Genomic DNA, 13,886 nt, shown 5'->3' with positions numbered 1-13,886 from the left:
CAGAGGCTTTTAGGCAGTGATGAAATCAGAATCTATGTCGTCGGATAAAACAGGATCTACCCATAATGAGCCTACTGTGGATAACGAATTAGATATCCGTAGCCTGTGCCGTACGCTTTGGCGTGGCAAGGTGTGGATTATCGGTATGGCCATTCTTTTCGCTGCACTTGCGGTGGGTGTCTCCTATCTGGTGAAACAGCAGTGGAGTGCTACGGCCATTACTGACAGACCAACAGTCAATAATCTGGGCGGTTTTTATTCTCAGCAGCAATTTTTGCGTAACCTGGATACCCGGATTAATAGCGGTGTTGCCAGTGAGCAGCCGGGGATTTCTGATGAGGCCTACAGCGAGTTTATCACCCAGTTAGCGGCCTACGACACCCGTCGTGACTTCTGGCTGCAAAGTGATTACTACAAGCAGCGGTTAGAAGGTGATGCCAAAGCAGACGCGGCATTACTGGATGAGCTGGTGAATAATATTGTTTTCACTCCCCGTGATGATAAAAAAATGCTTAACGACAGCATTAAGCTAACGGCAGAAACCGCGACAGATTCCAATAAATTACTTCGCAGTTACATTGATTTTGCCAGCCAACGTGCGGCCCGCCATTTGAATGACGAGATTGAGGGGGCATGGGCTGTTCGTACTCAATCAATGAAAGCACAAGTCAAACGGCAGGAGGCGGTGGCACAAGCGGTGTTTGATCGTGAAGTTGCTGCGGTGAAACAAGCATTGAAAGTCGCCAGCCAGCAAGGGATTAACCGTAATCAAACGGATACCCCCGCTGAGCAGTTGCCAGACTCCAAAATGTTTATGTTAGGCAAGCCCATGCTCGAAGCTCGCCTGGAGACATTAGAGGCGACCGGCCCTAGTTTTGATATTGATTACGATCAGAACCGTGCCATGCTGGCCACATTGAATGTGGGGCCAACACTGGATAAAACATTCCAAACTTACCGCTACTTACGTACCCCGGAAGATCCGGTGACTCGTGATAGTCCGCGCCGTGTGTTCCTGCTGATTATGTGGGGCGCGATTGGGGCATTGGTCGGGGCCGGTGTGGTATTGGTTCGTCGCACCAGCACACAACCGTAATTGGCTCTGTGGCTTAGATTCTAAATAAGTGGCTTAGATGCTAAATAAGTTGTTTAGACCCTAATAAATTGGCGTCGCAGACTGACAAAAAAAGTCATATTGCGACGTCAGGTAAGAAGCGTATAAATCGTTAATGGGCGCATTGTGCGTCCAACTTGCAGGCGTTGTCTGCGGCTAACTGACCTTAAAGAGATTCACTGTGAAAGTGTTGACTGTTTTTGGCACCCGGCCTGAAGCCATTAAAATGGCTCCTCTGGTGCATGCTTTGGCTCAGGACGAAGCCTTTGAATCGCGAGTTTGCGTGACGGCTCAGCATCGTGAGATGTTGGATCAGGTGCTGCGTTTATTCGAGATTCAGCCGGACTATGATTTGAATATCATGAAGCCGGGACAGGGATTGACGGAAATAACCTGCCGCATTTTGGAGGGTTTAAAGCCGGTGCTGGCTGAGTTTAAGCCAGATGTGATCTTAGTTCATGGTGATACCACCACGACACTGTCGACCAGTCTCGCTGCGTTTTATCATCGCATTCCTGTCGGCCATGTCGAAGCGGGTTTGCGCACTGGAAATCTCTACTCTCCGTGGCCGGAAGAGGCCAACCGTCAACTGACGGGCCACCTTGCCATGTACCATTTTGCGCCGACGGAGAATTCGCGGCAAAATCTGTTACGTGAAATGGTACCAGAGAGCCGCATTTTCGTGACCGGCAATACAGTGATCGACGCGCTGTTCTGGGTCCGTGATCGGGTGATGAATAATCCAGAACTACGGGCCAGCCTGGCGCAACGTTACCCATTCCTCGATACCAGTAAAAAGATGATTCTGGTTACAGGTCATCGCCGCGAGAGTTTTGGTGGTGGTTTTGAGCGGATTTGCAGCGCGCTAGCGGAAATTGCCCGTAAACACCCAGAAGTGCAGGTGGTTTATCCGGTGCATCTCAACCCTAACGTCAGTGAGCCGGTCAACCGCATCCTGAAAGGGATTGATAATATCATTCTGATCGACCCGCAAGATTACCTGCCATTCGTTTACCTGATGAATCATGCCTACCTGATCTTGACAGATTCTGGCGGTATTCAGGAAGAGGCACCTTCATTAGGTAAGCCGGTATTGGTTATGCGGGATACCACCGAACGTCCGGAAGCTGTAGATTCCGGTACGGTTCTGTTGGTGGGCACTAATATTAATAAGATAGTCGATGCAGTGACCCGCTTGCTGACTGATGAGTCTGCCTATCATCAGATGACCCGGGCACATAATCCTTACGGTGACGGGCATGCCTGTCAACGCATCCTTGAAGCTTTAAAGAATCATCAGGTGACGCTATGAGTTTTGAAACTATTTCTGTTATCGGTCTTGGGTATATTGGTCTGCCAACCGCTGCGGCTTTCGCCTCGCGCAAGAAGAGAGTGATTGGTGTTGATGTCAACGCCCATGCTGTTGAAACCATCAATCGCGGCGCGATCCATATTGTCGAACCCGATTTAGACAAAGTGGTGAAAATTGCGGTTGAAGGGGGCTACCTTCAGGCGGTGACCAAGCCACTGGCCGCAGATGCGTTTCTTATTGCCGTGCCGACACCTTTTAAAGGCGATCATGACCCAGATATGGTTTATGTTGAATCTGCCGCTAAATCTATCGCACCGGTACTGAAAAAGGGTGACCTGGTCATTCTGGAATCCACATCGCCAGTGGGCGCTACAGAACAAATGGCCCAATGGCTGGCTGAAGCTCGCCCAGATTTGAGCTTCCCACAAAACGCCGGTGAAGAGGCCGACATTAATGTTGCCTACTGCCCGGAGCGCGTGTTGCCGGGTCAGGTGATGGTTGAGCTGATTCAGAACGACCGTGTGATTGGTGGTATGACGCCAAAATGTTCAGCTCGCGCCAGTGAGTTGTACAAAATCTTTTTGGAAGGCGAATGTGTGGTGACCAACTCCCGCACCGCTGAAATGTGCAAGCTGACTGAAAACAGCTTCCGCGACGTTAACATCGCTTTTGCTAATGAGCTGTCACTGATTTGTGACGCGCAGGGCATCAATGTGTGGGAGCTGATTCGTCTGGCGAATCGTCATCCGCGCGTCAATATCCTGCAACCCGGCCCGGGCGTTGGTGGTCACTGTATCGCGGTTGACCCATGGTTTATCGTTTCTCAGAATCCAGAGTTGGCGCGCCTGATTCACACTGCACGTCTGGTGAATGATGGCAAACCGCTGTGGGTGGTTGACCGCGTGAAAGCCGCTGTTGCAGATTGTCTGGCCGCGACGGACAAACGTGCGTCTGAAGTGAAAATTGCCTGTTTTGGTTTGGCCTTTAAGCCAAATATCGACGATCTGCGCGAAAGCCCAGCGGTTGAAATTGCCCATTTAATCGCTGAATGGCACTCTGGCGAAACCTTGGTGGTTGAACCTAATGTTGAGCAACTGCCAAAATCACTGGTTGGCCACGTGACCCTGAAAGATACCGCCACGGCATTGCAGCAGGCTGATGTGCTGGTGATGTTAGTTGATCACAGCCAGTTCAAGGCGATCAAACCTGAAGATGTGAAGCAAGCGTGGATTGTGGACACCAAAGGAGTATGGCGTTGAGACGTATTCTAGTCACAGGCGGGGCCGGTTTTATCGGCTCTGCGGTGGTAAGACATATTATCGATGGCACTTCAGATAGCGTGGTGGTGGTGGATAAACTCACCTACGCCGGTAATCTGGAGTCACTGGCGGTGGTCGCAAAAAGTGAGCGCTATGCCTTTGAGCAGGTCGATATTTGTGATCGCGCTGAGTTAGACCGCGTTTTTGCCCAGTATCAGCCGGATGTAGTGATGCATCTGGCGGCTGAAAGCCATGTTGACCGCTCCATTGATGGGCCGGCGGCCTTTATCGAAACTAACGTGGTGGGCACTTACACCCTGTTAGAGGCGGCGCGTCACTACTGGCAGCAACTCAGTGCTGAGGCCAAACTGGCATTTCGTTTCCACCACATCTCAACGGATGAAGTGTATGGCGATCTGCATGGCACCGACGATCTGTTTACCGAAACTACCCCCTATGCGCCAAGCAGTCCCTATTCGGCATCTAAGGCATCCAGCGACCATTTAGTCCGCGCCTGGTTACGAACCTATGGTTTACCGACGCTGGTGACCAACTGTTCAAATAACTACGGCCCATATCATTTCCCTGAGAAATTGATCCCGCTGGTGATTTTGAATGCGCTGGCAGGCAAACCGCTACCGGTGTATGGCAATGGCGCGCAAGTCCGTGACTGGCTGTATGTCGAAGACCACGCGCGGGCGCTGTATCAGGTCGTGACAGAAGGTGTGGTGGGTGAAACTTACAATATCGGCGGTCATAATGAACGCAGAAATATTGAAGTGGTTGAGACCATTTGTGCACTGCTGGATGAACTGGTGCCAGCAAAACCTGCGGGTATTGCTCACTACCGTGACTTGATAACCTTCGTCAAAGATAGGCCGGGCCACGATATGCGCTATGCCATTGATGCAGGTAAGATTGAGCGAGAGCTGGGCTGGCGGCCACAGGAGACCTTCGAAAGTGGTATCCGCAAAACCGTATTGTGGTATTTGAACAATGAGTCTTGGTGGCGTCGTGTTCAGGATGGTTCCTACGCCGGTGAGCGCCTGGGTGACTTAGGGTAAATTCGAGTCTATTTATCATTGGGATGACGTCATTCAATCATTTGCATGATGTTTTGCCTATGTATAACGTCTGCCTGATGGTTTCAGCAGATGGTATGTTTCAGGAGATCGTATGAAAGGCATAATTCTCGCTGGTGGCTCTGGCACCCGATTGCACCCCATCACCCGTGGCGTCTCTAAGCAACTGCTTCCGGTTTATGATAAGCCGATGATCTATTATCCGTTGTCAGTGCTGATGCTGGCCGGTATCCGTGATGTCCTGATCATCTCTACGCCAGAAGATCTGCCGTCGTTCCAGCGCTTGCTGGGTAATGGCGACGAGTTTGGTATTAATCTGAGTTATGCCGCACAACCAAGCCCAGATGGGTTGGCACAGGCATTTATTATCGGCGAAGAGTTTATCGGTAATGAACCTTGCTGCTTGGTGCTGGGCGATAATATCTATTTTGGTCAAGGCTTTAGCCCGAAACTGAAAGCCGTGGCGGCCCGTGAGCACGGAGCGACAGTGTTCGGCTATCAGGTTATGGACCCAGAACGTTTTGGTGTGGTGGAGTTTGATGACAACTTCCGCGCTCTATCTATCGAAGAGAAGCCGAGCCAACCAAAATCTAATTGGGCGGTAACTGGGCTATATTTCTATGATAATCAGGTGGTTGATTTCGCCAGGCAGGTGAAGCCCTCCTCCCGTGGTGAGCTGGAAATTACCAGCATCAACCAGATGTATCTGGAGCGCGGTGAGCTAACGGTGGAGCTGCTAGGCCGTGGTTTCGCCTGGTTGGACACCGGCACCCATGACAGTTTGATTGAAGCCAGCACCTTTGTGCAAACCGTTGAAAAACGGCAAGGTTTCAAAATCGCCTGTCTGGAGGAGATCTCATGGCGCAATGGTTGGCTGGATGATGACGGCGTAAGACGCGCAGCAACCGCGCTAGCCAAAACGGGTTACGGCAAATATTTGTTGGATCTGTTACATGCCCGTCCACGCCAGTATTGAGCCACTGGCCTGGGAGAGTGAATTTTTCCAGCGCCACAGTGCAAAACTGATTTTTTCCGACTCAGCCCCGCAACTTAATCCGGCTGAGTTGGAGGCTTATACCCTTACCCAAGCTAAAGTGCCCACCCATCGCCTTGATCTCATTGATTCCCTTGGTCAACTCGGCTTCAAATTAGTTGAGGGGGAGGTCGATCTGTCACTGGCCGTGGATATCAACACTGGGATTGGCACGGAAAATGCTTCATCTGAGGCAGAGGGTAAACCTAGGGTCGCCACTGCTGCGGATATTCCGCTGTTGCGCAGTGTCGCCGCCAGCACTTTTGCATTAAGCCGCTTTCGCGCACCTTGGTATGACCCACAAGACAGCGGGCGGTTTTATGCATTGTGGGCTGAAAAGGCGGTATTGGGCACCTTCGACCATCAATGCTTATTGGTGATGAATTCGTTAGGGCAGCCGGCGGGGTTTGTGACGTTACGGGATCTGCAAGATGGCAGCGCACGTATCGGCCTGTTAGGGGTATTCCCTGATTCGCAGGGTAAAGGTATCGGCACATCATTAATGTTGGCGGCAAAGCAGTGGTGCCATAGTCACGGGTTACCGCGGTTACGGGTGGCCACGCAGATGAGCAATATTGCTGCTTTGCGTCTTTATATTCGCAGTGGTGCTTCGATTGAGAGCACCGCGTATTGGTTATGCAGGGGATAAAATGATTCCATTTAACGCTCCACCGGTAGTGGGTACTGAACTGGGTTATATGCAGGCCGCGATGGCCAGTGGCAAATTATGTGGTGATGGTGGATTTACCCACCGCTGTCAGCAGTGGATGGAGCAGCATTTTGCTTGCCCGAAAGTTTTACTGACACCTTCTTGCACCGCCTCGCTGGAGATGGCCGCCTTATTGCTGGATATCAAGCCCGGCGATGAGATCATCATGCCAAGCTTCACTTTCGTTTCGACCGCCAATGCCTTTGTGCTGCGTGGGGCGAAAATGGTGTTTGTTGATATCCGTCCAGATACCATGAATATCGATGAAACCAAGATTGAAGCGGCGATTACCGATAAAACTAAAGTGATCGTGCCAGTGCATTACGCGGGTGTTGCCTGCGAGATGGATACCATTATGGCGCTGGCGAAAAAGCATAATCTGTTTGTGGTCGAAGATGCCGCTCAAGGTGTGATGTCGACTTACAAAGGCAAAGCGCTGGGCACTATTGGACATATTGGCTGTTTCAGCTTCCATGAAACCAAGAACTACACCGCAGGCGGTGAAGGCGGCGCGACACTGATCAATGATCCATCACTGATTGATCGTGCAGAAGTTATCCGCGAAAAAGGCACCAACCGCAGCCAGTTCTTCCGTGGTCAGGTAGACAAATATACCTGGCGTGATATTGGCTCCAGCTATTTGATGTCTGATTTACAGGCCGCTTACCTGTGGGGCCAATTGGAAGCGGCGCAACAAATTAACGAACGCCGTCTGGCGCTGTGGCATAGCTATTACCATGCTTTCAAGCCGCTGGCTGATGCGGGGCGCATTGATTTGCCGGTGATCCCAGCCGATATGGAACAAAATGCGCACATGTTTTACATCAAACTGCGCGACATCGACGATCGCTCTAAATTTATCAGCTTCCTAAAAGAAGCCGGAATTATGGCGGTCTTCCACTACATCCCACTGCACGGCTGTCCGGCGGGTGAGGAGTTTGGCCGTATGGCGGGTGAAGATCGCTTTACCACCCAAGAGAGTGAGCGCCTGGTTCGCCTGCCAATCTTCTATAACCTGACGGATATCAATCAGAAAACGGTCATTAATACTGTTCTGAGTTACTTCGCCTGATATGTCTCTGGCAAAAGCATCGATTTGGACTGCTGGCTCTACGCTGATTAAGATTGGCGTAGGGCTATTAGTGGTTAAACTGCTGGCGGTGACCTTTGGCCCCAGTGGTGTTGGGCAGGCGGGGAATTTCCGCCAGCTAATTACGGTATTAGGCGTGCTCTCCGGCGCGGGTATCTTTAACGGAATTACCAAATATGTTGCTGAATATCATCAGCAACCTGAACGCCTACGTGCGGTTCTGGGCACCTCATCCGCCATTGTGCTGGGGTTCTCGACGCTGCTGGCACTGATTTTCCTGCTGGCAGCGAAACCTGTCAGTATTGCGTTATTTGGTCATAGCGATTACCAAAATGTGGTGCGCGCGGTAGCACTTATCCAGATGGGGATTGCCTACGCCAACCTGTTTTTGGCGATCCTCAAAGGCTATCGCGATGCGATGGGCAATGCGTTAGCGGTGATTGGCGGCAGCCTGATTGGGGTGTTGGCGTACTATATTTGCTTTCGCATTGGCGGCTATCCCGGCGCATTAGTGGGCTTGGCATTAGTCCCTGCGCTGGTGGTTATCCCTGCGGCAGCCATGTTGATTCGCCGTAAAACCATTCCGCTGAGCTATCTTAAGCTGAGTTGGGATAAAGCGTTAGCGAGCCATTTAGGCAAATTTACTATCATGGCGCTGATTACCTCAGTGACCTTGCCGGTAGCCTACGTGATGATGCGAAACTTGCTGGCTGACCAATATGGCTGGGATGCAGTGGGGATCTGGCAAGGGGTGAGCAGTATTTCCGATGCTTATCTACAATTTATTACGGCGTCATTTACCGTCTATTTGCTGCCAACACTGTCGCGACTCAAAGCGAAAGCGGATATTTCCTGCGAGATTCTGCGCTCACTGAAATTTGTCTTACCGGCAGTGGCGACCGCCAGTCTACTGGTCTGGCTGTTACGTGACTTTGCTATCTGGCTGTTGTTCTCACATCAGTTCACGGCGATGCGCGACCTCTTTGCCTGGCAACTGGTGGGGGATGTGTTGAAAGTGGGGTCGTACGTGTTTGGCTATCTGGTTATTGCCAAAGCCTCGCTGCGCTTTTACATTTTGACGGAAGTGAGCCAGTTCTTACTGTTGACCGGGTTTGCCCATTGGTTAATCCCAATGAATGGCTCATTGGGCGCGGCACAAGCCTATATGGCGACTTATATTGTCTATTTCGCGCTCTGTAGCTGCGTATTCATTATGTATCGTAGACATTCATCACCGTAAACACTCTTTACAGCAGAAAAAAATGACAACCCTGATTCATGTACTAGGATCTGATATCCCGCACCATAATCTGACTGTGCTGCGCTTCTTTAATGATGTGCTGGCAACTCGCGCGCCCACAGAGCAGGTGCGGCACTTTATGGTGGCGGCAAAAGAGACGGCAGCTTTTTCACTATTCACGCAGTTGGATATTGAAACGCACGGAAATAAAAAAGCTTTGGCTGAGGCGGTCATCGCCCGCGCACAGGCGGATCGCAGCACGCGCTTCTTCTGGCACGGTCAGTTTAATGCCACCCTGTGGCTGGCGCTATTGAGTGGCAAAATCAAACCACGGCAGGTCTATTGGCATGTCTGGGGCGCTGATTTATATGAAGACGCCAAGAGCTGGAAATTTCGTCTGTTTTACCTGCTGCGCCGCCTTGCTCAAGGGCGAGTGGGTCATGTCTTTGCGACCCGTGGCGACTTAATCTATTTCCAGCAGCGCCATCCTCGGGTGCCTGCGTCACTACTCTACTTCCCGACGCGCATGGATCCGGCATTAACCGCTATCAACGTGGAGAAGCCATTGGCGGGGCCAATGACAATTTTAGTGGGGAACTCCGGTGACACCACTAACCGCCATATTGAAGCGCTGAAAGCGATTCATCAGCAGTTTGGCCCGGATGCCAGAGTGATTCTGCCAATGGGTTATCCGGCGAATAATGAGCTGTATATCGAGCAGGTCAGGCAGGCGGGACTGGCACTGTTCGCAGCAGAAAATCTGCGCATCCTGACGGATCAGGTCCCCTTTGATGACTATCTGAATATCCTGCGCGAATGCGATTTGGGCTACTTTATTTTCAACCGTCAGCAAGGCATTGGCACCCTGTGTTTGTTGACGCAATTTGGCGTGCCTTTTGTCCTGAGCCGTAAAAACCCCTTCTGGCAAGATTTGGCCGAACAGCATATTCCGGTGCTTTTCTATGGCGACTCACTGGATGAGCCATTGATTCGCGAGGCACAGCGCCAATTAGCCGGGCTGGATAAGCACGCAATTGCGTTCTTTAACCCCAATTACATTGTGGGCTGGCAGCAAGCGCTGGCACTGGCCGCAGGAGAACACCCATGACACTGGGGCAATTTGGCGGTCTGTTCGGTGTCTACCTGATCGCGGTCATTTTTATCCTGATCTTGACGTATCAGGAGTTTCGGCGCGTCCGCTTTAACTTCAACGTGCTGTTCTCCATGCTCTACCTGCTCACTTTCTATTTTGGCTTCCCGCTGACCTGTATGCTGGTGTTCCAATTTGGGGTGGCAGTCGTGCCGGTTGAGTACTTGCTATATGCCATGCTCTCCGCCACGGCGTTTTATGCCATTTACTATGTGAGCTACAAAACACGGCTGACCAAGCCGCGCACTCAGCCGCGCACCCCGATTTTCACCATGAATCGGGTGGAGACCAATCTGACCTGGATGCTGCTGGCGCTGGTAGCCATCGGCACCGTGGGCATCTTCTTCATGCAGAATGGTTTCCTGCTGTTTAAGCTGGACTCCTACAGTAAAATCTTCTCCAGTGATGTTTCGGGCGTCGCGTTGAAGCGCTTTTTCTACTTCTTTATCCCAGCTATGCTGGTGGTCTACTTCCTGAAACAGGATATGCGTGCCTGGTTCTTCTTCCTTGCGAGCACCGTGGCCTTTGGCATCCTGACCTATGTTATCGTCGGCGGGACGCGGGCTAACATTATTATCGCATTCTCACTATTCCTGTTTATCGGCATTGTCCGCGGCTGGATAACCCTGTGGATGCTGGCGGCAGCGGGGGTCTTTGGCATTGTGGGAATGTTCTGGCTGGCGTTGAAACGCTATGGGCTGGATGTTAATGGGGCCGAGGCATTTTACACTTTCCTCTACCTGACACGGGATACCTTCTCGCCGTGGGAAAACCTCGGGTTGCTGCTACAGAACTACGACAAAATAGATTTCCAGGGCTTAGCGCCGATAATCCGTGATTTCTATGTGTTTATCCCCAGCCTCCTGTGGCCGGAGCGCCCAGACCTGGTGCTAAATACCGCCAACTACTTTACCTGGGATGTGCTGGATAACCACTCAGGGCTGGCAATCTCCCCCACCCTGATCGGCTCTTTGGTGGTGATGGGCGGGGTACTGTTTATCCCGCTGGGTGCCATTGTGGTCGGGTTAATCATTAAGTGGTTCGACTGGCTGTACGAACAGGGTAAAGCGGAAAAAAACCGCTACAAAGCGGCCATTCTGCAAAGCTTCTGTTTTGGTGCGATATTTAACATCATCGTCTTGGCCCGCGAAGGGTTAGACTCCTTTGTCTCGCGCGTGGTGTTTTTCTGCGTGATTTTTGGTGCCTGTCTGGTACTGGCAAAATTGTTGTACTGGTTGTTCGATACGGCGGGTTTGATAACGCAGCGGGTTCAGCGTCGTGTTAACAGATCCAAGCGCCTGTCCATGCCTGAAGCGGGCAATCAACTGTAAGGATTGTAATGGAACCGAATACTGCTATTCCAACCCAAGAAACTGACATTCCAAAATATAATGTCCGTGGTTTCGAGATCTGGGGCTTTCGTGACATGGCTCAGACACTGGATCATCTGCTAAGCAGTGGCCCGGTAAAAACCGGCACGCTAGTGGCCATGAACGCAGAGAAACTGCTGAAAGCCGAAGATGACGCTGCACTGCGTGAACTGATTAATGAGGCTGAATACCTGTATGCCGATGGTATCAGCATGGTGCGGGCTATTCGCCGTAAATACCCACAGGCGCAGCTCTCGCGGGTCGCAGGGGCGGATCTGTGGGAAGCCTTGATGCAACGCGCAGGCCAGCAAGGGACGCCGGTCTTTTTAGTCGGTGGCAAGCCGGAAATTCTGGCTGAAACGGAAGCTAAGTTGCGTGCGCAGTGGAGTGTGAATTTGGTGGGGAGCCAGGATGGCTATTTCACGCCAGAACAGCGTGAGGCACTGTTTGCCCGTATTGCGGCCAGTGGCGCGGCGATTGTCACGGTTGCCATGGGGTCACCTAAGCAAGAGATGTTTATGCGCGATTGCCGTAAGTTCTATCCTGACGCGCTCTATATGGGCGTTGGCGGGACTTACGATGTCTTTACGGGTCACGTCAAACGTGCGCCGAAGATCTGGCAGAATCTGGGGCTGGAGTGGCTTTATCGCCTACTGGCACAGCCCAGCCGCATTCGTCGCCAATTCAAACTGCTTAAGTTTGTGGGCTACTATTACAGTGGCCGCTTGTAATATTTTGAGCTAAGCAGGGCCACCGAAGGCCCTGCTATGATAACGATTCCACTTATTTCCTCCGCTAATACCACTCCTCTGTAATTCCATTCTGGAACCAATTTAATTATTTTTATTCCATAAAGTTTTAGTTTCCTGTTTGCTAATCTGCCGCAGATACGAAACGATACGGCCCGGTTAGAGTTTTGCAGTCACGCGTTTTTTCATTATGTCTTTAACCTGTCGTTATTAATAATTAGGCTGAATACCTTATTCAGTCGCGTATTTTATTTTTTATAACTACAACAACCGGGGATCCGGAGCAGACACACACCAGTTGGTTTACAGAGGGAAATATGGCAGACAACGAAGAGAAAAAAGGATTACACCGTGGGCTGGAAGCTCGGCATATCGAGTTGATAGCGCTAGGTGGCACTATTGGTGTCGGGCTGTTTATGGGGTCAGCCAGCACATTGAAATGGGCCGGGCCGTCGGTATTGCTGGCTTACATGATTGCCGGCTTATTTGTGTTCTTCATCATGCGCGCAATGGGCGAAATGCTCTATCTGGAGCCGGTGGCTGGCTCCTTTGCCGTATACGCACATAAATATCTCAGCCCCTATTTTGGCTATCTGACCGCCTGGGGCTACTGGTTTATGTGGATAGCGGTGGGGATATCCGAAATTACCGCCATTGGCGTCTACGTTCAGTTTTGGTTCCCAGAAATACCCCAATGGTTGCCTGCTATCGCCGGGGTCGCCATCGTGGCACTGGCTAATCTGGCGGCCGTCAGATTATATGGCGAGTTAGAGTTCTGGTTTGCGATGATCAAAGTCACCACCATCATTGTGATGATTCTGGTGGGGCTAGGGGTCATCTTCTTTGGTTTTGGCAATCACGGCCAGCCGATTGGTTTTGATAACCTGACCGCTCACGGTGGCTTCTTTGCGGGCGGCTGGAAAGGATTCATGTTCGCGCTCTGTATTGTGGTGGCATCCTATCAGGGCGTTGAATTGGTCGGCATTACCGCCGGCGAAGCCAGAAACCCGCAAGTCACCTTAAAGCGTGCCATCAATAATATCTTGTGGCGCATTCTAATTTTCTATGTCGGCGCGATATTTGTCATTGTCACCATCTTCCCGTGGAACGGCATCGGCACCGAAGGTAGCCCCTTTGTGCTGACCTTCGCCAAGATAGGGATCACCGCCGCCGCCGGGATTATCAACTTCGTGGTGCTGACCGCCGCGCTGTCCGGCTGTAACAGCGGCATGTACAGTGGCGGGCGCATGTTGTATGCCCTGGCAAAAAACCGGCAGTTACCCGCTTGCCTGACGAAACTCTCCGCCAATGGTGTTCCGGTTAACTGCATTGCCGTCACGATTTTGTGTCTGCTGGTGGGATCTAGCCTCAATTACATCATTCCAAATCCGCAGCAGGTATTTGTGTACGTATACAGTGCCAGCGTCTTACCGGGTATGGTGCCGTGGTTTGTGGTACTGGTGAGCCAGCTACGTTTCCGGCAGCTACATAAAGAGGCATTGAAACAGCATCCGTTTAAATCGATCATGTTCCCCTACGTCAACTACCTCACAATCGCCTTTTTGATTTGTGTGCTGGTGGGGATGGGGATTAACCCAGAGACACGTTTATCTCTATTAGCCGGGGCGATTTTCTTAGGATTAGTAACCGCAGGCTATTTCGGCCTGAGAATGCATAAACCGATGCTGGTCGAAACGGAACGCCTATAAAACCAGCGAACAAGGTGAGGTGAGGGCTACCAATGGCTGACTTTTGTGGCAGACTGAGCAAAGCGTAAG

The 13,886-nt window shown here is 51.3% G+C and carries 12 protein-coding genes; all 12 read left to right on the top strand.

Translation table 11 applies throughout. The annotated features are described in order from the left end of the window. Positions 1-19: 19 nt before the first annotated feature. The 12 genes from wzzE to thrP all read left to right on the top strand — a co-directional run bounded on the left by wzzE (position 20) and on the right by thrP (position 13,817). Complete coding sequence (gene wzzE / locus FFE93_RS20190) at positions 20-1,096, top strand: ECA polysaccharide chain length modulation protein (RefSeq protein ID WP_071984913.1); 1,077 nt, start codon at positions 20-22, stop codon at positions 1,094-1,096. Positions 1,097-1,295: 199 nt separating this feature from the next. Beyond that, positions 1,296-2,426, top strand: coding sequence for a non-hydrolyzing UDP-N-acetylglucosamine 2-epimerase (wecB, locus tag FFE93_RS20185; protein ID WP_005275700.1), 1,131 nt, complete (start codon positions 1,296-1,298; stop codon positions 2,424-2,426). Further along, positions 2,423-3,685, top strand: coding sequence for a UDP-N-acetyl-D-mannosamine dehydrogenase (gene wecC / locus FFE93_RS20180; protein WP_138775877.1), 1,263 nt, complete (start codon positions 2,423-2,425; stop codon positions 3,683-3,685). Before wecB ends, wecC begins: the two co-directional genes overlap by 4 nt. Beyond that, positions 3,676-4,749, top strand: coding sequence for a dTDP-glucose 4,6-dehydratase (gene rffG / locus FFE93_RS20175; RefSeq protein ID WP_172666429.1), 1,074 nt, complete (start codon positions 3,676-3,678; stop codon positions 4,747-4,749). The genes wecC and rffG overlap by 10 nt, the downstream gene beginning before the upstream one ends. Positions 4,750-4,861: 112 nt before the next feature. Beyond that, positions 4,862-5,743, top strand: a complete 882-nt coding sequence (rfbA, locus tag FFE93_RS20170; protein ID WP_138775875.1) for a glucose-1-phosphate thymidylyltransferase RfbA — start codon at positions 4,862-4,864, stop codon at positions 5,741-5,743. Further along, positions 5,721-6,449 (top strand): dTDP-4-amino-4,6-dideoxy-D-galactose acyltransferase, encoded by a 729-nt coding sequence (gene rffC, locus FFE93_RS20165; RefSeq protein ID WP_032898178.1) that lies wholly within the window; start codon positions 5,721-5,723, stop codon positions 6,447-6,449. Before rfbA ends, rffC begins: the two co-directional genes overlap by 23 nt. 1 nt (position 6,450) lies before the next feature. Next, positions 6,451-7,581: a dTDP-4-amino-4,6-dideoxygalactose transaminase gene (gene rffA / locus FFE93_RS20160; RefSeq protein WP_049602581.1), complete on the top strand. Its 1,131-nt coding sequence runs from the start codon at positions 6,451-6,453 to the stop codon at positions 7,579-7,581. A gap of 1 nt (position 7,582) precedes the next feature. Further along, complete coding sequence (gene wzxE, locus FFE93_RS20155) at positions 7,583-8,839, top strand: lipid III flippase WzxE (RefSeq protein ID WP_138775873.1); 1,257 nt, start codon at positions 7,583-7,585, stop codon at positions 8,837-8,839. Positions 8,840-8,861: 22 nt separating this feature from the next. After that, on the top strand, positions 8,862-9,947 hold the full coding sequence (locus FFE93_RS20150; protein WP_049602582.1) for a TDP-N-acetylfucosamine:lipid II N-acetylfucosaminyltransferase: 1,086 nt from the start codon (positions 8,862-8,864) through the stop codon (positions 9,945-9,947). After that, positions 9,944-11,320 (top strand): ECA oligosaccharide polymerase, encoded by a 1,377-nt coding sequence (gene wzyE / locus FFE93_RS20145; RefSeq protein ID WP_032898177.1) that lies wholly within the window; start codon positions 9,944-9,946, stop codon positions 11,318-11,320. Before FFE93_RS20150 ends, wzyE begins: the two co-directional genes overlap by 4 nt. 8 nt (positions 11,321-11,328) lie before the next feature. Further along, positions 11,329-12,090, top strand: a complete 762-nt coding sequence (gene wecG / locus FFE93_RS20140; RefSeq protein WP_049602583.1) for a lipopolysaccharide N-acetylmannosaminouronosyltransferase — start codon at positions 11,329-11,331, stop codon at positions 12,088-12,090. 335 nt (positions 12,091-12,425) lie between these two features. Continuing rightward, a complete protein-coding gene (gene thrP, locus FFE93_RS20135) occupies positions 12,426-13,817 on the top strand; it encodes a bifunctional threonine/serine APC transporter ThrP (protein WP_005275682.1) in 1,392 nt (463 codons plus the stop codon). The last annotated feature ends 69 nt before the right edge of the window (positions 13,818-13,886 follow it).

Source organism: Yersinia sp. KBS0713 (genome assembly GCF_005937895.2).
Classification (GTDB): Bacteria; Pseudomonadota; Gammaproteobacteria; order Enterobacterales; family Enterobacteriaceae; genus Yersinia; species Yersinia bercovieri.
Note: the sequence above shows the minus strand (reverse complement) of the source record. Positions and strands in the feature narration are given on the sequence as shown.